The sequence below is a fragment of the Rhodococcus mengyinensis genome, from assembly GCF_048381435.1.
GTDB lineage: Bacteria > Actinomycetota > Actinomycetes > Mycobacteriales > Mycobacteriaceae > Rhodococcus_F > Rhodococcus_F opacus_D.
On sequence record NZ_JBLWIT010000154.1, the window covers coordinates 181,048 to 199,021 of the forward strand.

Consider the following 17,974-nt stretch of genomic DNA (forward strand, 5'->3'; position numbering starts at 1 on the left):
ACATACTGACCCCATGATCGGTGTCGTGGTGACCGCGTTCGCAGTGCTCGGGCTCCTGACCGTCATTCCCGGCCCGGACATGGCGGTGGTGACGCGCGCCGGACTGTCCGCTGGACGGGGCGCCGCGCTGCGGGCGACATTCGGTGTGGTCGCCGGGTTGATGGTGTGGGGCGCGCTGACCGTCGTCGGGCTCGGAGCGGTGCTCGCCGCCTCCGCGGAGGCGTACACCGTCGTGAAGATCGTCGGCGGGATGTACCTGGTGTATCTGGGACTCTCCACCCTCTGGCGCAGCCGGTCGCGACAACGCACCGCCGCGGCCGAACCGGCACCCGTTCCGTCGCCGGGATCGAATTGGCGGGCCGGGTTCCTGACGAACCTCCTGAACCCCAAGATCGCGGTGTTCTACACCGGCCTGCTCCCGCAACTCGTTCCGCCCGGGTGGCCGACCGCCCCGACCCTGGCGTTGCTCGTGCTGCTTCACGGGCTCCTCGGGATCGCCTGGCTCGGCGCGTACAGCCTCCTGCTGACCCGGGCGCGCACCACGCTGGAGAAGCCGTCGGTGCGACGGGTCCTGGATCGGATCACCGGAACGGTCCTGTTCGGTTTCGGCGCCGTCGTCGTCGCCGAGGCGCGGTAGGGCCGAGATCAGTTCCGGGAGTCGCCGGCATTCGCCGAACTGCCGCCGAGCAGAATCGTGCCGATCAGATTCGGGTCGTCGGTCATCGGGACGTGCCCGATGCCGGGCAGGACCAGTATCCGCGCCTGCGGGAAGAATCGGCGCACGCGTCGTGCCTGATACACCGGCAGAATCAGGTCGCGCCGCCCCCATGCCACGGTGACGGGAACCGTCGCGTCGACGACCGGCGGGAGATCGAACTTGGCTGTCATCCCCTTGTCGACCAGTGCGTTCGTGGTGAGCGAGTGCGTGTCGATCACGGCGTCCTCGTACGGTACCCGGCTGGGCCGGGCAAAGAAGGCGGCGAGCGAGGGGTAGCGGACAGCCTTGTATCGCAGAGCCTTCGGAGCGTTCGGACCCATCGCCCGGGCGAGTCCGCGCAGGGCACGGAACGTGTAGATGGTGCGTGCCTGGTCGGCGTGGTTGACGAAGAAGCCGGCCGGTGAGAGGGCCGTGGCCGAGGCGACCTCGCCCCTGGCCGCGAGAGCGAGGGACAGCCAGCCTCCGAGCGAGTTCCCCGCGACGTGCGGGCGTTCCCCGGCCGGCGTCACCGAGCGGACGAACCCGCTCAGTTCCTCGAGGAGTTGATCCATCATGTCCGGGCCGTCTTCGAGTGCGGCCGATTCTCCGTGCCCCGGAAGGTCGACGGTGACCACCCGGCGGTAGGGCGTCAACTGGTCCAGGAGGGCGTTCCAGGCCTGCCGGCGATGCACCACCCCGTGCACGAGTACCAGGGTGGGGCCGGAGCCGGCGATGTCGTGGGGCAAGTCCATGGACAGATGTTACCGCTATCACGAGTAACATCTATTGCCCCCGATAGTGGGGCCCCATCGCCCACGGTCGTGGGCGACGGGCCCCGACATCGACCCCGATTCGGGTCGGTCGGGCCGATGCGGGAAAGATGCTAACCGGTCTGTTTGTTACTCGCCAGTCGGGTTCCCGACCTCGCCGACCGGCGCACGAGTGAAGCGGACGAGTTGGCGTGTAAGCCGGATCCTGTCCCCGAGCGCCGAAGCGCCGGGTGGCGACCATCCATCTGGGCACACCGTCGCCGGGTACCTCGAGCGGTTCACCCGCAGGCTCGGGCGAGCAGCCCTCGAACACCTGCGCAGCCGCACCGGGATCCCGGAGGAAACGGTGCGGCCTTCAACCTTGCTCCGGGCGGGGTTTACCTAGCCACCCCGGTCACCCGGGGTGCTGGTGCGCTCTTACCGCACCGTTTCACCCTGACCGACGCCGCACCCCGGAGGATGTGGCGTCGGCGGTCTGTTTTCTGTGGCACTGTCCCGCGAGTCACCTCGGGTTGCCGTTAACAACCGCCCTGCTCTGTGGAGTCCGGACTTTCCTCGACTCAGGGCCTGTGCACTGAAGTGCTGGTTCCCTGTGCCGCGGTCGCCCGGCCAACTCGTCCGCCCGATCAGCCTACAGTCCGTGCGAACGTGTCATGCCGCCGCACTATGGTCTGTTCATGACCCGATACGCCGCCCTCCTGCGCGGTATCAATGTGGGCGGCATCAACATCAAGATGGCCGACCTCCGCAGCACCTTCGTCGATCTGGGATTCGAGAACGTGAAGACCGTTCTCGCGTCGGGCAACGTGCTCTTCGATTCCGACCGTGACGACGTCCCCACACTGAAGAGTGAGATCGAAGCCGGGCTGCGTGCCGAATTCCACTACGAAGCCTGGGTTTTCGTCCTCGACCTCGACACGGTCCGGAAGATCGTCGACGACTACCCGTTCGACCCCGAGCGAGAAGGATGGCACCCGTACGTGCTGGTGACGCTCGAACGCGAGGTCCTGGACACACTTCTGAGCATCCAGGACGAGCTGGATCCGGAGGTCGAACGGGTGCAGGCCGGCGACGGCGTCCTGTACTGGGAAGTCGAACGGGGCATGACGCTCAAGAGCAGGTTCGGCAAGAGCACGGGCGCTCCCAAGCTCAAGGCGTTCACCACGACCCGGAATCTGCGCACCCTCCACAAGCTCCTGAAGTGACCCCTCGGTGACAGTTCTGGCGGTGGCGCTCGTCGCCGGAGTCCTCGTCTTCGCCGTCGTACGCCCACGCAGGCTGCCCGAGATCGTCGCGGCCGCACCGGCTGCGGTCGTCGTCCTGGCCACCGGCCTGGTGACGCCGTCGGAGGCCTGGGACGAAGTGTCGGAGATGGCGCCGACCGTCGGGTTCCTGGCGGCGATCCTCGTGCTTGCGCACCTCGCGGACGCCATGGGGGTGTTCACCTGGATCGCGGGCCGGTTGCGGCGCGGGGCGCGGGGGGATCCGAAGAGGTTGCTGACACTCGTGTTCGGAGCGGCGGCGTTGACCACCGCGGTGCTGAGTCTCGATGCCACGGTGGTCCTGCTGACACCGGCGGTGATCGCCACGGCCCGCTCCCTGCAAATGGATCCGCGCCCCCACTCGTACGCCACGGCTCACCTGTCGAACACCGCGTCGACCCTGCTGCCCGTGTCCAACCTGACGAACCTCATCGCGTTCTCGGCGACCGGGTTGACCTTCCTGCATTTCACCGCCGTGATGGCCCTGCCGTGGGCGGTGGCGATCGTCGTCGAACTGATCCTGTTCCGCGTGTTCTTCCGGCGTCACCTCGTCCGGCCCGAAGCCGAGCCGGAGCCGAAACGCGATCCGCAGGCGCCGGTCGCCGCACTGTCGATCATCGCGGCCACACTCCTGGGGTTCGCGGTGTCCGGCTTCGTCGGGGTCGCACCGGCGTGGGTGGCCGCGGCGGGGGCGATCGTGCTGGGCGTCGTCGCCCTGCGCGACGGCCGGACCAGCGTGAAACGGATCGTGTATTCGATCGACGTGTGGTTCTGCGCGTTCGTCCTGATCCTCGGCGTCGTCGTGGCCGGGGTGGCGAACGGTCCGATCGGCGAATGGATCGCCACGCGGCTGCCGACCGACACGTCGTTCACGGCGCTGCTCACGATGGCCGTCGTCGCCGCGGTCGCGGCGAACCTGGTGAACAACCTGCCCGCCACTCTGCTCCTGCTGGCAGCGCTCGGACCGCACCCTCCGACCGGACTCGTGCTGGCGATGCTGCTCGGTGTGAACCTCGGCCCCAACCTCACCTACGTGGGGTCGCTCGCGATCATGCTGTGGCGGCGCGTGGCCGCGCGAGCCGGATCTCCCGCGGATCTCCGGACGTTCACGGTTCTCGCGCTGGTGACCACGCCGTTGACCCTGCTCGCCGCGGTCGTTGCCCTCTGGGCCTGTGAGTACTTATTAACCGCGGGCGGTTAACAAGTACTCACAGGTGGGAGGTGTCGTTCACCAGGCGGACGGACGAGCCGCCGTCGGGATAGAACTCGGCGATGCTCAGCGACGCCAGATCCAGATGCAACCGGTACAGCAGCGAGGGTCCCGCGTCGAGCGCCAACTGCAACAGGGTCTTGATGGGGGTCACGTGGGTGACCACGAGGATCGTGGAGCCGGCGTAGGAGGCGGTGAGGTCGTCGCGGACCTTCAGGATGCGCTCCCGCACCTCGTCGAAGCTCTCCCCCGCGGGCGGGCACACCGACGTGTCCGACAACCACTTGCGGTGCAGTTCGGGGTCGCGCTCGGCAGCTTCCCGGAACGTGAGGCCCTCCCACTCGCCGAAGTCGGTTTCGGTGAGGCCCTCGTGCACGGTGACCGGGAGTCCGAGCACCTTCGCCGCCGCCGTCGCGGTCTGCTGCGCGCGCCCCAGCGGGGACGACACCACGGCCGCGATTCCGTTGTTGCCCGCGAAGCGGGCGGCCGCGCCGTTCGCCTGGGCCTGACCGATCTCGGTGAGGGCCGGGTTCCCGCGACCCGAGTACCGCCGGTCGACGGACAGCGCGGTCTGCCCGTGCCGGAGCAGCAGCATCCGGGTCGGGGCGCCCGTCGTGTCCATCCAGCCCGGTGCCGCGGGGGTGGTCTTCTCCGACGGGACGGCAGCCGGTTCCGGTTCGACGTCGGCATTGCCGGCGGCGGCGTCCATGGCTTCGTTGGCGAGGCGGTCGGCGTGCGCGTTCTCCGCCCGCGGAATCCAGGTGTACGTCACAGAATCGAATTTCCGGGCGAGTGTGGACGCCTGGCGCTGCAGCGGAATCATGTCCGGGTGCTTGACCTTCCAGCGCCCGGACATCTGCTCGACCACCAGTTTGGAGTCCATCCGCACGTCCACCTCGGATGCGCCGAGTTCGGCGGCGGCGTCGAGACCGGCGATCAGGCCCCGGTACTCGGCGACGTTGTTGGTGGCGATCCCGAGGCTTTCCTTGCGTTCCGCGAGAACGGTGCCGTTGGCGGCGTCGAACACCACGGCGCCGTAGCCGGCCGGCCCGGGATTGCCGCGCGAACCACCGTCTGCCTCGACGACGACCCGACCGGCACTCACAGACCCGACTCCTTGGTGCGCACCAGGATCGCGCCGCATTCGGAGCAGCGCACGACGACGTCGGGCGCCGAGGCGGTGATGCGGGAGATCTCGCCGCGGTCGAGTTCGATGCGGCACGCTCCGCAGCGCCGCGCCTGCAGCAGTGCCGCTCCGACACCGTTCTGGCTGCGCTGCTTCTCGTAGACGGCGATCAGGTCGGCGGGAAACTGGTCGGCCAGCGCCGTGCGGTCGCGGATGCAGCGCTGCTCGGCGGCGTCCAGATCCGCGACGGCGTCGTCCCGGCGGCGGCCGGCGTCGATGAGGTCTTCCTCGATCTGCGACAGCTGCGCACCGGCGTGGTCGTGGTCGGACTGCGACGCCTCGCGCCGTTCCATCACCTCGAGCAATTCGTCCTCGAGCAGTCCCTGACGGCGGACGAGGCTGCCGAGTTCGTGTTCGAGTTCGGTGAGCTGCTTCGATCCGACCGTTCCGCTCTGGAGCAGCGCGCGGTCGCGGTCCTCGCGCTGACGGACGGCGTCGACCTCACCTTCGAGCTTGCGGATGTCGCGGTCGAGATCGTCGAGGACGATTTCGACGGCCACTGCCGCGTCCTTACGGGTGACGCGCTCCGCCTCGAGCCGCTCGACTTCCTGGCGCTCCGGAAGCGCGGTGCGTCGGTGGGCGATCCTCGACAGCTCCGCATCGACGCCGGCGAGGTCGAGAAGCTTGGACTGCACCTGTGGTTCGACGTTCACGCGTGGTAACTCCTGCTGTCTTCTGTGAAGGGTTCTGGTGTGCAGATTGCTGGGTGTCAACCGTACCCCGGCGGATCACGGGTTTCGGCCGGACGGCGCTACGACGGCGACGCGCTGACCGACCACGGATCGGTCCGTACGGCCGACACCCGAACCTGCCATTCCGGTGTGCGGCCGAACGCGGTGTCGAGGACGCCCTTGGCCTGGTCACACCACGGCTGCTCGCTCGCCCAGTGCGCGACGTCGATCAGGGCCGGACCTCCGGCGCGCAGGTGCTCGTCCGCCGGGTGGTGTCGCAGATCGGCGGTGACGTAGGCGTCCACGCCGAGTCGGGAGACGGCGTCCAGGTACGAGTCGCCGGAGCCGCCGCACACCGCGACGGTGCGGATCGTGGCTTCGGGGTCGCCCGCGGCCCGCACACCCCACGTCGTGGCAGGCAGCGCGTCCGCCACCCGGTCGGTGAAGTCGCGCAGCGACAGCGGCTCGGCGAGCTCCCCGACCCGCCCGAGTCCGCGGGGACCGGGGAACGTCGCCATCTCGAAGACGTCGAACGCGACCTCCTCGTACGGGTGGGCGGCGCGCATCGCGGCGAGCACCTTCTGCCGGATGCCGCGCGGGGCGATCACCTCCACCCGGCTCTCCTCGACGCGTTCGAGCGCACCGACCGCGCCGAGGGTGGGGTTCGCGCCGTCGGTCGGGAGGAACTGGCCCTGCCCGGTGACGGACCAGCTGCAGTCGCGGTAGTTGCCGATGTGCCCGGCGCCCGCGTCGAACAGGGCGCGGCGCACCGTGTCGGCGTCGCCGGCCGGGACCAGGACCACCCACTTGTCCAGGTTCTCGGTGGGGTGTGGGTCGATCGGTCCGGTGACGGTGAGTCCGAGCGCCGCAGCCAGGGCGTCGGAGACGCCGGGGTCCGCGGAGTCGGCGTTGGTGTGCGCGGTGAACAGGGCGCATCCGGCCCTGATCAGCTTGTGGACGAGTGCGCCCTTCGGGGTGTGCGCGCCGACGGTGTCGACGCCGCGCAGCAGCAGCGGGTGGTGGACGAGGAGAAGGTCGGCGCCGGCGTCGATCGCCTCGTCGACGACGGCGGCGGTCGGATCGACCGCGATCGTCACCGTCGTCACCGTGTCGTCGGGGTCGCCGCATACGAGGCCGACGGAGTCCCACGATTCGGCGAGGGCGGGCGGGTACGCCGCGTCCAGGGTCGCGATCACGTCGGCGAGACGCACCGGGTTCACAGGATCTCCTTCATCGCGTCGATCAGGACATCGGTCTGCTCGCGGGGTCGCACCGCGACCCGGAGGAAGTCGGGACCGAGTCCGGGGAACGTGTCGCACCGCCGCACGGCGATGCCCCGCTCGCGTAGTTGCTTCCGCACGAGTTCGCCGTCCGGCAGTCGGAACAGCAGGAACGGTGCGACGGCGGGCTGGTGCACCGCGACGCCGATCTCGTTCAACCGGCGGATCATGTCGTCCCGCCACGCACCCAGCACGACGGCGTGCTCCAGGGCGGCGGCGACGGCGTCCGGTTCGCTGCATGCGGCGATCGCCTCCACCTGCAGGCTTCCCAGTGGCCAGTGCGCCCGCCCCACCTGCAGACGTTCGAGGATCTCCGGGGAGCCGAGCGCGTATCCGCAGCGTAGTCCGGCCAGTGCCCACGTCTTGGTGAGGCTGCGCAGCACCAGCACGTCGGGCAGCGAACGACCGGCGAGCGACTCGACCTCGCCCGGCACCGCGTCGGCGAACGCCTCGTCGACCACGACGATCCGGCCGGGCCGGCGCAGCCGCAGGATCTCCTCCGCCGGGTGCAGCACCGAGGTGGGGTTGGTCGGGTTGCCGATCACCACCAGGTCGGCGGAGTCGGGGACCGCGGCGGCATCCAGGACGTACGGATCGTCGAGGAGAACCTGTGTGACGGGCACGTTCGCCTCCCGCAGCGCCCACTCCGGTTCCGTGAACGACGGGTGGATCAGTGCTGCCTCCCGGACCCCGAGCCGCGGGAGCAGGGAGAAGCCCTCGGCCCCACCCGAGAGGAGCAGCACCTCCTCGGGCGAGCGGCCGTGCCGGGCGGCGACGGCGGTCCGGGCGACGCGATCGGCCCCGACGGTGGGATAGGAGCCCAGGCGCGGCAACGTGTCCGCGAGGCGCAGTCGCAGCCATTCCGGGGGCCCGTCGCCCTGCACGTTCACTGCGAAATCGAGGAGACCGGGCCCCGCATCCACGTCTCCGTGGTGACGCAGGCTCTCCCGGGTACCGGCACGAATGTCCACAACCGTCGAGCCTAAGGGACAATGGTCCGGTGACATCTCTCTCCACCTCCCTGTCCTCCGCCCCTTCGGCCCTGTCGGCTCCGATCGTGCTGTTCGATCTCGACGGCACGCTCACCGACTCCGCGCCCGGCATTCACGCCGGGTTCCGTCATGCGCTCGCGACGGTCGGGCAGCCGGAACCGACCGACGAGATGATCGACGCCGTCATCGGCCCGCCGATGATCGACACGTTCCGGTCGATGGGGCTGGACGAAGACGTCGTGCAGCATGCGATCGCGGCCTACTTCGAGCGCTACGACAGCGTGGGGTGGGCGGAGAATGCCGTCTTCGACGGCATCGAGAAGGTGCTGATCGACGCCCGCGACAGCGGCCGACGGCTCGCCGTCGCCACGTCGAAGTCCGAACGGTTCGCGATCCGCATCCTCGAACACTTCGAGCTGGCCCACTACTTCGAGTTCATCGGCGGTGCCAGCGACGACGGCAGTCGCCGCGCCAAGTCGGACGTGATCGCCCACTCCCTCCGGAACCTGGGAGTCGCCGCCACCGAGGGCGCCACCCCCGACGTCCTGATGGTCGGCGACCGTGACCACGACGTCCTCGGTGCCGCGCACTGGGGTATCCCCGCGGTGTTCGTCGAGTGGGGTTACGGTTTCCCGGCCGAGGCCGAGCGCGCGCACACGACGGCGGAGACCGTCGCCCACCTCGGGAAGCTGCTCGATGCCGCAGCCTGACACCCCGCTGCACGTGACGTTCGTGTGCACCGGCAACATCTGCCGCTCCCCCATGGCTGAGAAGATCTTCGCCGAACACCTCCGCCGGGAAGCCCTCGACGACCGGGTGATGGTGAGCAGCGCCGGGACCCACGGCTGGCACGTCGGCCGCGAGGCCGACATCCGCACCAACGAGACCCTGAAGCTGAACGGGTACCCGACGGGCCACACGGCCGCGGAGGTCGGACCGTTCCATCTCGGCGCCGATCTGGTGGTCGCACTGGCGGCCAACCACGACCGTGAGCTTGCCCACATGGGGGTGCCCGACGAGCGCCGCCGGTTGCTGCGCAGTTTCGACCCGGATGCGGACACGTCGTCCGTCCCCGACCCGTTCTACGGCGACCTCGAGGACTTCGAGCGAGTCCGTCTGCAGATCGAGGCCGCGGTGCCCGGGCTGCTCGACTGGGTGCGCAGCCGGTAACCCACGATCAGGGTCCCCACCTGCGAGCGGCTACCGTGGAGGCGTGCGAAGGCTGAGATTTTTGTTGCGACCCGGCTGGTTGGTGTTGGCCTTGGTGGTCGCCGGATTCGCATTCATGTGTTTCTACGTGCTCGCGCCGTGGCAGCTCGGCAAGAACACGTCGACGGAGCACCGGAACCAGCTGATCGCCGACTCGGTCGACGCCGACCCCGTCCCGCTGGAGACCCTGCTGTCCGGCGCGGCCCCGAATCCGGACGACGAGTGGCGCCGCGTCACCGCGACCGGGTCCTACGTCCAGAACAGTGACCTGCTGGTCCGGTTGCGGTCCATCGAATCGCAGCCCGCGTACGAGGTCCTGACCCCGCTGCAACTGACCGACGGTCGCACGATCCTGGTCAACCGCGGCTACGTCCGCCCCCTCCAGGGAACCGAGCCGCCTCCGGTGGATCCGCCGCCGGCCGGGCAGGTGACGCTCGACGGTCGCGTCCGCAAGTCGGAGGGCACCATCGCCGGCAAGGATCCGATCGACGAGAACGGGCTCCGGCAGGTGTATTACATCGACGCGGGTCAGATCAGCGGTTTCATCGGCACCGATCTCGTCGACGCGTACGTGCAACTCGAACCCGATCAGCCCGGCGGCCTCGGGACCATCCCGCTCCCGCAGCTCGACGCGGGCCCGTACCTGTCGTACGGCTTGCAGTGGCTGGCGTTCGGCATCATGGCCCCGCTCGGCCTGGCCTACTTCATCCGCGCGGAGTGGCGCGAGCGCCGCAAGGAGAAGTCCGCGAAGACCTCCGACGACTCCGCTGCGGCTCACGCACCGGTGGCCCGGAAGAAGCCGTTCACCCGAAGCAAGCCGGTGGAGTCAGCGCCGCGGACGGCGGCGGAAGCGAAGCTGGCCGACCGCTACGGCAAGGGCCGCTGACACCAGCGCCGCACCGCCCTGCACCGCGGCGGACAGCCGCACCGCACGGTCGAGGTCGACAGGCAGGGGCGACGGCCCGGAGCCCAGGACGGGTCGCATCTCGACGCCGTGCGCGTATTCGGTGCGCCCGCCCAGCGAGATCCCGAGTGCGCCCGCCGCGCTGGCCTCCGCGACGCCCGCGTTGGGGCTGGGGTGCTGGGAGGCGTCGCGCCGCCACGCCACCCACGCCTCGTTCGGCGACCCGCCGACCGCCGGCGCGGCTACGACCGACAGCGCACCCGTCAGGCGGGCGGGCAGCAGGTTGAGGCCGTCGTCCCACCGCGCCGCCGCCCATCCGAAGTTGCGGTACTTCGGCGAGCGGTACCCGACCATCGCGTCCAGGGTGTTGGACGCCCGGTAGACGAACAGTCCGGGAATTCCGGCCACGGCGCCCCACACGAATGCCCCGACCGCCGAGTCGGACGTGTTCTCGGCGACCGACTCCAGCGTCGCCCGCGTGAGCCCGTCGACGCCGAGCACGCTGGGGTCGCGACCGCACAGCGACGGCAGCAGGGCGCGGGCGGCGGCAAGATCGTCCGCCTCCAGGTGTGCGGCCATGCTCGATCCGGTCCGTCCCAGCGACGTCCCGCCGAGCACGGCCCATGTCGCGACGGCCGTTCCGGCTACCTCGCCTGGCCATCCCCCGCGCCGCGCGATCCGCGTCGCGGCGACCCCCAGCCCCGCCGCTCCGCCGACGAGGACGGCCACGTGCAGGATCCCGGCCGACCGGGAGTCACGGTACGTCGCCTTCTCCAATGCCATTGCGGTGCGTCCGAATCCGGCCACGGGATGCCACCGGGCCGGATCGGCGAACACGCGGTCGGCGGCGAAGCCGAGGAGCAGGCCTGCAGCACGCGCGGTGGCGGGACGGGAGGTTCGATGCACGCCGATATTTGTATCAACTAACGTTGCAGTCGATGTAAAGGAGCGTCCCATGAATGCCGCGATCGACGAGTACCTGGCAGGCAAGAACCCGGACGCCACCGAGCGCCTGCTGCAGTTCCGTGACCTCGTTCTCGCGTGCGGCGAGGTGGACGAACGGGTCCACCGGACCGAGATCGCGTGGGCTCGTGCCCGTGTCTTCGCTGCCGCGTTCATCTACTCGTCGCGGCTCGAGATCGCCCTCGACCTGCGTCGCCGCGTCCATCACCCGCAGCTCCGCGAGGCGTTTCCCACGACGAAGACGGTGATCACCCACCGTTTGACGATCACCTCCGACGATCAACTCGACGACACCCTGGCGGCGCTCCTCGCCGAGGCCTACGACACGGTGGGTCCGGGCACTCGCGCGCGCTAGCCGAGGGCACAATTGCGCGCCGATTCGCCGGAATCCCGCGCAACAGCGTGTGCGTCTCACCAATCCGTCGGCGGCTGCGAACGACGCACCCGTTCCGGTCGGCATGTCTGATTCCTGAAACTCTGCCGAGTATCTCGCCAAGCGCCCTTTATTGCGCCTACCATGGTAAATGCCGCCTCGTTCCCCCCATTCAGGGGCGGCGCACGGCCCCGCCCTGCTCACATCTTCGGTGCTGACTCAACACACCCACGTGGCCCGGCGGGGTTCTGCGCGTCCGGTGGACATTCATGTGAGGCATTGGTTTCGCCGACTGCGCCTGGGACGATCGAGAGGTGTGCAGCGACCTGACGAAGCTCGGCGACGACGAACTGCTCGCCCAGCTGGATGAGCACCGAGCACTGCTCGGCGAGTCGATCGCGAACGACTACGGTTGCGAAACGGTCCGCGGAGTCACCAGCCGGATCACAGCGTACGAGGCCGAACTCGATCGCCGCGGCTCCGCGACCTCGCGCGACGCGACCTGACGCGCTACGTGCGGGACGTGCGACTCGTGGTGGGAGCGGACCAGACGCCGGTCACTTCCCCGCTCTCCTCGTAGCGGTCGATCTTCACGATGCCCGCCCCGGTTTCGGTGGGCCGGTGCGTCTCGTTGACGGCCTGGAAGTCTGATTCGAAGGTCTTGTCGCTCGACGTGCCGTTGCGCAGCGTCACCTTGTACCTGGGCATGTCAGGAATATGCCACTGCAGGCGAAGCCGCGGGCGATGAACAGGATAACTCCACGAAACCTGTCACAGGACCGCAGTGGAACTGAAATAACACAAATCTGTGTCATGTCAGTCAGAACTGCTATTTTCGATACTGTGCCGTCCGACACACAGCTGATATTCGCCGACCACGTCGGCCGTTTCTACGCACGCCGATACGGATTCCCGCCGATGGCGGGACGGCTGCTGGGGTACCTGTTCGTCTGCGATCCGCCGCAGCAGACGATCGACGAACTGGGCGAGGCGTTGCTGGCGAGCCGGAGCGCCATCACCGGGGCGGTCAAGCTGCTCGAGGGCTATCGGATGGCGCGGCGAACCCGAGTGGCCGGCGAGCGGGTGGACCGGGTGAGCCTGGACCCGGCCAGTCAGCAACCGCAGAACTTCGATTCCGCCCTGCACCGGGAGCACGCGGCGCTGTTCCGGGAGGGCTTGGCGTTGCTGGTCGACGCTCCACCCGAACGTCGCGCCCCGCTCGAGGAGATGGTCGCGCTGGCCGACTTCCTCAGCGAGCGACTTCCGGCGCTGCTGGACGAGTGGCACACGCATCGCGACGAGCTCCGGGCTCGGCACACGAGGAAACTCGATCGAGAAGAGGATGTCCACCATGACTGAATTCGACCTGTCCGCCCTGCGCGAGCAGGCGGCCAACGGTGATTCGACCGCGCTCGACATCCTGATCGAGCTCGCCGGCGAGCGGGGTGACATGGACGAACTCCGCCGGCTCGCGGACAACGGCAGCTCCGACGCGGCCGACCAGCTCATCGAACTCGCCACGGAACTGGGCGACATGAACGAACTTCGCCGCCTCGCCGACAACGGCAACATCACCGCCGCCGAGCAGCTCATGGAGCTCACCGAGGAGTGAAACGAGGTGAGCGGCAGTCGAACGCGGACCACGGTCAACACCGACACGGAGAAAGCCCCGACCCGCGCGGAAACGCAGATCGGGGCTTTGCCTGACTGTGGGCGCGGAGGGTTTCGAACCCCCGACCGCTGGTGTGTAAAACCAGAGCTCTACCACTGAGCTACACGCCCGAACATCCGGCGAGAACCTCGCCGGATGCGCATCAGGACTCTAGCGTGGCGAGCGCTTTCTCCCAAGCTCCCTGGTCACGGGCCTCTCCGGGCCCGTTCATCTCGGCGAACCGGATGACGCCTTCCTTGTCGATGACGAAGGTGCCGCGGTTCGCGAAGCCCAGCTTCTCGTTGAAGACGCCGTACTGCTGCGCGACCGCACCGTGCGGCCAGAAGTCGGCGAGCAGCGGGAAGGTGTATCCCTGCTCGGCGGACCAGATCTTGTGTGTCGGCGACGCACCGACGGAGAGCGCGAGAATCGCAGTCTCGTCGTTCTCGAACTTCGGCAGTTCGTCGCGAACCTTGCAGAGTTCACCCTGACACGTTCCGGTGAACGCGAGGGGGTAGAACACGAGCAGGACGTTCTTCTTTCCGCGGTAATCGGAAAGCGTCACTTCCTGATTGTTCTGGTCCTTGAGGGTGAAATCGGGGGCGGTGGTGCCCACCTCGAGCGGCATGACGTGATCCTTCGGTGAGTGAACGAAAAGGTGAGACTGTTCAGCGCTTGTTCGCGGGACGCGACTTCGGCTGAACCAGACGGCTTCCCGACCAGTCCCCGAGGTTTGCCGCCGACGTCTGGGTGAGACCGGCTGTAGGTGCGGACTCGGCGATCTCGCTGGGCTCGACGTGACCGGGCTGACCGGTCTTGGGGGTGAGGACCCACACGAATCCCTCGTCGGCCAGGGGGCCGATGGCATCCATGAGGGCGTCGACGAGGTCTCCGTCTTCGTCGCGCCACCACAGCAGCACGACGTCGATCACCTCGTCGGAATCCTCGTCAAGCAGTTCTCCACCGATGGTGTCCTCGACCGCGGCACGCAGGTCGTCGTCGGTGTCCTCGTCCCAGCCCAGTTCCTGTACCGCCATGTCGGCAGTGATCCCGAGTTTCTGAGCGTAGTTTTGGGCGTCCGCCGCGGCGACCACGGTGGGGTCCTCCTTTTGTTGACGGTGCTCGGATACCCGAACACCTGCCGGATGAAGATCAATTAGGTGAAAGCGAACATGCTCGAGCGCTTTCGCGCAAGCCGACCACGCGAATTTTTCTCAGAATGTAGTGATGCGTGGTCATCGACCGAGCCTACGGTGCGGGAGTCACGATGTGGGGCAGGCTGCCCGAATCGAGTCGCTGAGCTCGTCTCCACGGCTGGCGAGTGTGTTCAGAATGTCACCGCGTTGCCCGCCGTCGACGGCGATCGCAAGTTCCCGATAATTGTTCGCGTAATCGGTGAGCAGTCCGGTCAGCTCCGCGGGAAGCGCGGGCGTGGCGGCACTGGCCCCGTCGGCCGCCGCCCGGAGGGCTGCCGCCGCGGCGCTCGCCTTCGCACCGGTGTCCGCGGCGTCGGCGTTGGCGGCGTCGATGAAGGCGTTGTAGCTGTCGATGGTGTCGCCGGCGCGGTTCACGAACATCGTGCACTGCTCCACGAGCGCCTCCCGCTCGGCCGCGGCTTTCTGCGAGGACGACGCGGCCACCGACGAGGACGTCGCCTCTGCGGCGTACTCGGCGGCCTGAGAATCGTTTTGCTGCGCGGTCCCCTCGATCTCGCCGCCGCATCCGGCGATGACGCCCACACCGACGATCGCCGCGACGGCAGCGCTCGCGGGCCCCCAGCGGCGCGTCGACGTGCGCATTCGTCTCCCCCATGTTTTCGACGGCATCGATAAGTTCAACATTCGGCCCCGGAACTGCGCAAACGCTACCGAAGAGTAACCCGAGCACAGTGTGCCGACTGGGCCGCGATGGTGAAAGATGAGGGTCGCGCCATATTCATAAAGGAGATGGGTCGGGCCTAACAAGGCCGCGATCGCATGGAGAGGACGCCACACCGCGCGTCCCACCACAATGAGGAGCAACGTTGTCAGACCTGATCCAGGGACCCGCGTCTCAACCGGATTCCGCCACACCCGGCGCCGGAGCGGCCCAACCTTCCAACCCCAGTGCGACCCCGGGTTCCGACGGCCGCGTTCGCGTCATCCGTGAGGGTGTTGCGTCTTATCTGCCGGATATCGACCCGGACGAGACCACGGAGTGGTTGGAATCGTTCGACGGACTGTTGGACCGGTCCGGACCGACCCGTGCCCGGTATCTGATGTTGCGGATGCTCGAGCGGGCCGGGGAGAAGCACGTCGCGTTGCCGGCGTTGACGTCGACCGATTATGTGAACACCATCCCGACGGAGAACGAGCCGTGGTTCCCCGGTGACGAGGAGACCGAGCGCCGGTATCGGGCGTTCATCCGGTGGAACGCGGCGGTGATGGTGACCCGCGCGCAGCGCCCGGGCGTCGGGGTCGGTGGTCACATTTCGACGTATGCGTCGTCGGCGGCGCTGTACGAGGTGGGGTTCAACCACTTCTTCCGCGGCAAGGACCATCCCGGGGGTGGGGATCAGATCTTCATCCAGGGCCACGCCTCGCCGGGCATCTACGCCCGCGCGTTTTTGGAGGGGCGGATCCCGGCGGAGCGGATGGACGGGTTCCGGCAGGAACACTCGCACGCCGATCAGGGCGGCGGGTTGCCGTCGTACCCGCACCCGCGCCTGCTCCCGGATTTCTGGGAGTTCCCGACCGTGTCGATGGGGTTGGGCCCGATGAACGCGATCTACCAGGCCCGGTTCAACCACTACCTGCACGACCGCGGCATCAAGGACACCTCCGATCAGCACGTGTGGGCGTTTTTGGGTGACGGGGAGATGGACGAACCCGAATCCCGCGGCCTGGCGCACGTGGCGGCCACCGAAGGTTTGGACAACCTGACGTTTGTGGTGAACTGCAACCTGCAGCGCCTCGACGGCCCGGTCCGCGGCAACGGCAAGATCATCCAGGAGTTGGAGTCGTTCTTCCGCGGCGCCGGCTGGAACGTGATCAAGGTGGTCTGGGGCCGCGAGTGGGACGCACTGTTGCACGCGGACCGGGACGGTGCCCTGGTCAACCTGATGAACGTCACCCCCGACGGTGACTACCAGACGTACAAGGCCAACGACGGCGGGTACGTGCGGGAGCACTTCTTCGGGCGGGATCCGCGGACGAAGGAACTGGTGAAGAACCTCTCGGATCGCGACATCTGGAACCTCAAGCGCGGCGGCCACGATTACCGCAAGATCTACGCCGCGTACGCGGCGGCGATGGCGCACAAGGGGCAGCCGACGGTGATCCTGGCGCACACCATCAAGGGCTACACCCTGGGCAAGCACTTCGAGGGCCGCAACGCCACCCACCAGATGAAGAAGCTGACCCTCGATGATCTGAAGAATTTCCGGGACCTGCAGCGGATCCCGATCTCCGACGAAGAGTTGGAGAAGGACCCGAAGATGCCGCCGTACTACCACCCCGGCCCCGATGCCCCGGAAATCCAGTACATGCTCGACCGGCGTAAGGCGTTGGGTGGGTTCCTGCCCGAGCGGCGCACCAGCCCGGCGCCGTTGCCGCAGCCGGCGGACTCGACCTACGACGTGGTCCGCAAGGGCTCCGGGAAGCAGCAGGTCGCGACCACCATGGCGTTGGTGCGGATCATGAAGGAGCTGTTGCGGGACAAGGAGATCGGCAAGCGGATCGTGCCGATCATCCCGGACGAGGCCCGCACCTTCGGGATGGACTCCTGGTTCCCGTCCTTGAAGATCTACAACCGCAACGGGCAGCTGTACACCGCGGTGGATGCGGAGCTGATGCTCGCCTACAAGGAATCGGAGATCGGGCAGATCCTGCACGAGGGCATCAACGAGGCCGGCTCGACCGCCTCGTTCACCGCGGTCGGCACCTCGTATGCCACCCACGGTGAGCCGATGATCCCGCTGTACATCTTCTACTCGATGTTCGGGTTCCAGCGCACCGGCGACGGCCTGTGGGCGGCGGCCGATCAGATGGCCCGCGGGTTCGTCCTCGGCGCCACCGCCGGCCGCACCACCCTCACCGGCGAAGGACTGCAGCACGCCGACGGGCACTCGCTGCTGCTGGCCTCGACCAACCCGGCCGCCGTCGCCTACGACCCGGCGTTCTCCTACGAGATCGCGCACATCGTCAAGGACGGGCTGCGCCGGATGTACGGCGGCACCGACGGCGTGGACGGGTTCGGTGGCGAGGACATCTTCTACTACATCACCCTCTACAACGAGCCCTACTCCCAGCCCGCCGAACCCGCCGACCTCAACGTCGACGGACTGCTCAAGGGCATGTACCTGTTCAAGAAGTCCGAGGCATCGGGCCCGAAGGCGCAGATCCTGGTCTCCGGTGTCACCATGCCGGAGGGCCTGCGGGCCCAGGAACTGCTCGCCGACGAGTGGGGTGTGGCCGCCGACGTGTGGTCGGTCACCTCCTGGGGTGAACTGCGCCGCGACGGCATCGAACGGGAGAAGCAGGCCCTGCGCGACCCCGGCACCGACGCCCCGCTGCCCTACGTCACGCAGGCCCTGTCCGACGCCGCCGGCCCGTTCGTGGCGGCCTCGGACTGGATGCGCGCCGTCGCCGACCAGATCCGCCAGTGGGTGCCCGGCTCGTACACCACCCTCGGCACCGACGGGTTCGGCTTCTCCGACACCCGCCCCGCCGCCCGCCGGTACTTCAACGTCGACGCCGAATCCATCGTCGTCGCCGTGCTGTCCGCCCTCGCCGGCGAAGGCACCCTCGACCGCTCCAAGGCCGTCGA

General features: G+C 68.3%; 21 protein-coding genes, 1 tRNA gene and 1 other RNA gene. 11 read left to right on the plus strand and 12 right to left on the minus strand.

Annotation, left to right across the window (positions count from 1 at the left end):
• Nucleotides 1-13 precede the first annotated feature (13 nt).
• Complete coding sequence (locus ACNJ7E_RS41020) at nt 14-637, plus strand: LysE family translocator (protein WP_418342507.1); 624 nt, start codon at nt 14-16, stop codon at nt 635-637.
• An 8-nt stretch (nt 638-645) separates the two neighbouring features.
• On the opposite strand, the gene ACNJ7E_RS41025 is transcribed toward ACNJ7E_RS41020, so the two are convergent.
• Both ACNJ7E_RS41025 and rnpB read right to left on the minus strand, forming a co-directional pair.
• Nucleotides 646-1,449 carry an alpha/beta fold hydrolase gene (locus ACNJ7E_RS41025; RefSeq protein ID WP_280784835.1) on the minus strand — a complete coding sequence of 268 codons (804 nt, stop codon included), beginning with the start codon at nt 1,447-1,449 and terminating at the stop codon, nt 646-648.
• Nucleotides 1,450-1,645: 196 nt separating this feature from the next.
• Nucleotides 1,646-2,084: RNase P RNA component class A (rnpB, locus tag ACNJ7E_RS41030), an RNA gene on the minus strand.
• A 60-nt stretch (nt 2,085-2,144) separates the two neighbouring features.
• Between rnpB and ACNJ7E_RS41035 the strand changes: the two genes are divergently transcribed.
• Complete coding sequence (locus tag ACNJ7E_RS41035; RefSeq protein ID WP_418342508.1) at nt 2,145-2,672, plus strand: DUF1697 domain-containing protein; 528 nt, start codon at nt 2,145-2,147, stop codon at nt 2,670-2,672.
• 7 nt (nt 2,673-2,679) lie between these two features.
• Entirely contained in the window at nt 2,680-3,930 is a 1,251-nt protein-coding gene (locus ACNJ7E_RS41040) for an SLC13 family permease (RefSeq protein WP_418342509.1), read from the plus strand.
• Nucleotides 3,931-3,937: 7 nt separating this feature from the next.
• Here the strand turns inward: ACNJ7E_RS41040 and ACNJ7E_RS41045 are convergent, their stop codons facing one another.
• From ACNJ7E_RS41045 to cobC, 4 genes are all read right to left on the minus strand, one after another.
• A complete protein-coding gene (locus tag ACNJ7E_RS41045; protein WP_418342510.1) occupies nt 3,938-5,044 on the minus strand; it encodes a bifunctional RNase H/acid phosphatase in 1,107 nt (368 codons plus the stop codon).
• The gene (locus ACNJ7E_RS41050) at nt 5,041-5,778 is read right to left on the minus strand and encodes a zinc ribbon domain-containing protein (RefSeq protein ID WP_280784839.1); all 738 of its coding nucleotides are present in this window, start codon (nt 5,776-5,778) and stop codon (nt 5,041-5,043) included. Before ACNJ7E_RS41050 ends, ACNJ7E_RS41045 begins: the two co-directional genes overlap by 4 nt.
• A 98-nt stretch (nt 5,779-5,876) precedes the next feature.
• Complete coding sequence (locus tag ACNJ7E_RS41055; protein ID WP_280784840.1) at nt 5,877-7,016, minus strand: Nif3-like dinuclear metal center hexameric protein; 1,140 nt, start codon at nt 7,014-7,016, stop codon at nt 5,877-5,879.
• Nucleotides 7,013-8,047, minus strand: coding sequence for an Rv2231c family histidinol phosphate aminotransferase CobC (gene cobC / locus ACNJ7E_RS41060; protein WP_418342511.1), 1,035 nt, complete (start codon nt 8,045-8,047; stop codon nt 7,013-7,015). The genes ACNJ7E_RS41055 and cobC overlap by 4 nt, the downstream gene beginning before the upstream one ends.
• 29 nt (nt 8,048-8,076) lie before the next feature.
• On the opposite strand from cobC, the gene ACNJ7E_RS41065 reads away from it, so the two are divergent.
• The 3 genes from ACNJ7E_RS41065 to ACNJ7E_RS41075 are packed head-to-tail and all read left to right on the plus strand — an operon-like array spanning nt 8,077 to nt 10,163.
• Nucleotides 8,077-8,778 (plus strand): HAD-IA family hydrolase, encoded by a 702-nt coding sequence (locus tag ACNJ7E_RS41065; protein WP_280784842.1) that lies wholly within the window; start codon nt 8,077-8,079, stop codon nt 8,776-8,778.
• Nucleotides 8,765-9,238, plus strand: coding sequence for a low molecular weight protein-tyrosine-phosphatase (locus ACNJ7E_RS41070; protein WP_005254274.1), 474 nt, complete (start codon nt 8,765-8,767; stop codon nt 9,236-9,238). Before ACNJ7E_RS41065 ends, ACNJ7E_RS41070 begins: the two co-directional genes overlap by 14 nt.
• Nucleotides 9,239-9,281: 43 nt before the next feature.
• On the plus strand, nt 9,282-10,163 hold the full coding sequence (locus tag ACNJ7E_RS41075; protein ID WP_418342512.1) for an SURF1 family cytochrome oxidase biogenesis protein: 882 nt from the start codon (nt 9,282-9,284) through the stop codon (nt 10,161-10,163).
• On the opposite strand, the gene ACNJ7E_RS41080 is transcribed toward ACNJ7E_RS41075, so the two are convergent.
• Complete coding sequence (locus ACNJ7E_RS41080) at nt 10,104-11,087, minus strand: cobalamin biosynthesis protein (RefSeq protein ID WP_418342513.1); 984 nt, start codon at nt 11,085-11,087, stop codon at nt 10,104-10,106. The genes ACNJ7E_RS41075 and ACNJ7E_RS41080 overlap by 60 nt on opposite strands.
• Nucleotides 11,088-11,136: 49 nt before the next feature.
• On the opposite strand from ACNJ7E_RS41080, the gene ACNJ7E_RS41085 reads away from it, so the two are divergent.
• Entirely contained in the window at nt 11,137-11,499 is a 363-nt protein-coding gene (locus ACNJ7E_RS41085) for a DUF5655 domain-containing protein (protein WP_280784845.1), read from the plus strand.
• A gap of 332 nt (nt 11,500-11,831) precedes the next feature.
• Nucleotides 11,832-12,023, plus strand: coding sequence for a hypothetical protein (locus ACNJ7E_RS41090; protein WP_280784846.1), 192 nt, complete (start codon nt 11,832-11,834; stop codon nt 12,021-12,023).
• 4 nt (nt 12,024-12,027) lie between these two features.
• On the opposite strand, the gene ACNJ7E_RS41095 is transcribed toward ACNJ7E_RS41090, so the two are convergent.
• Complete coding sequence (locus tag ACNJ7E_RS41095; protein WP_105422786.1) at nt 12,028-12,225, minus strand: hypothetical protein; 198 nt, start codon at nt 12,223-12,225, stop codon at nt 12,028-12,030.
• Nucleotides 12,226-12,360: 135 nt separating this feature from the next.
• Between ACNJ7E_RS41095 and ACNJ7E_RS41100 the strand changes: the two genes are divergently transcribed.
• Complete coding sequence (locus tag ACNJ7E_RS41100) at nt 12,361-12,876, plus strand: GbsR/MarR family transcriptional regulator (RefSeq protein ID WP_280784847.1); 516 nt, start codon at nt 12,361-12,363, stop codon at nt 12,874-12,876.
• Complete coding sequence (locus tag ACNJ7E_RS41105) at nt 12,869-13,129, plus strand: hypothetical protein (protein WP_280784848.1); 261 nt, start codon at nt 12,869-12,871, stop codon at nt 13,127-13,129. Before ACNJ7E_RS41100 ends, ACNJ7E_RS41105 begins: the two co-directional genes overlap by 8 nt.
• 98 nt (nt 13,130-13,227) lie before the next feature.
• Here the strand turns inward: ACNJ7E_RS41105 and ACNJ7E_RS41110 are convergent.
• The 4 genes from ACNJ7E_RS41110 to ACNJ7E_RS41125 form a co-directional block, all read right to left on the minus strand.
• Nucleotides 13,228-13,299, minus strand: a tRNA-Val gene (locus tag ACNJ7E_RS41110).
• Nucleotides 13,300-13,331: 32 nt separating this feature from the next.
• Nucleotides 13,332-13,796 carry a peroxiredoxin gene (locus ACNJ7E_RS41115; RefSeq protein ID WP_005247827.1) on the minus strand — a complete coding sequence of 155 codons (465 nt, stop codon included), beginning with the start codon at nt 13,794-13,796 and terminating at the stop codon, nt 13,332-13,334.
• Between the two features lie 40 nt (nt 13,797-13,836).
• Nucleotides 13,837-14,262 (minus strand): DUF3052 domain-containing protein, encoded by a 426-nt coding sequence (locus ACNJ7E_RS41120; RefSeq protein WP_005247829.1) that lies wholly within the window; start codon nt 14,260-14,262, stop codon nt 13,837-13,839.
• A gap of 168 nt (nt 14,263-14,430) precedes the next feature.
• A complete protein-coding gene (locus tag ACNJ7E_RS41125) occupies nt 14,431-14,967 on the minus strand; it encodes a hypothetical protein (protein WP_280784849.1) in 537 nt (178 codons plus the stop codon).
• A gap of 224 nt (nt 14,968-15,191) precedes the next feature.
• On the opposite strand from ACNJ7E_RS41125, the gene aceE reads away from it, so the two are divergent.
• On the plus strand, nt 15,192-17,974 hold a 2,783-nt coding region (gene aceE, locus ACNJ7E_RS41130; protein ID WP_418342514.1), incomplete at its 3' end, for a pyruvate dehydrogenase (acetyl-transferring), homodimeric type.

What these genes read in the sequence shown, in the direction of transcription:
- ACNJ7E_RS41020 (WP_418342507.1), top strand. Translation starts at nt 14, where the DNA reads ATGATCGGTGTCGTGGTGACCGCGTTCGCAGTGCTCGGGCTCCTGACC.
- ACNJ7E_RS41025 (WP_280784835.1), bottom strand. Translation starts at nt 1,449, where the DNA reads ATGGACTTGCCCCACGACATCGCCGGCTCCGGCCCCACCCTGGTACTC.
- ACNJ7E_RS41035 (WP_418342508.1), top strand. Translation starts at nt 2,145, where the DNA reads ATGACCCGATACGCCGCCCTCCTGCGCGGTATCAATGTGGGCGGCATC.
- ACNJ7E_RS41070 (WP_005254274.1), top strand. Translation starts at nt 8,765, where the DNA reads ATGCCGCAGCCTGACACCCCGCTGCACGTGACGTTCGTGTGCACCGGC.
- ACNJ7E_RS41085 (WP_280784845.1), top strand. Translation starts at nt 11,137, where the DNA reads ATGAATGCCGCGATCGACGAGTACCTGGCAGGCAAGAACCCGGACGCC.
- ACNJ7E_RS41095 (WP_105422786.1), bottom strand. Translation starts at nt 12,225, where the DNA reads ATGCCCAGGTACAAGGTGACGCTGCGCAACGGCACGTCGAGCGACAAG.
- ACNJ7E_RS41105 (WP_280784848.1), top strand. Translation starts at nt 12,869, where the DNA reads ATGACTGAATTCGACCTGTCCGCCCTGCGCGAGCAGGCGGCCAACGGT.
- ACNJ7E_RS41115 (WP_005247827.1), bottom strand. Translation starts at nt 13,796, where the DNA reads ATGCCGCTCGAGGTGGGCACCACCGCCCCCGATTTCACCCTCAAGGAC.
- ACNJ7E_RS41125 (WP_280784849.1), bottom strand. Translation starts at nt 14,967, where the DNA reads ATGCGCACGTCGACGCGCCGCTGGGGGCCCGCGAGCGCTGCCGTCGCG.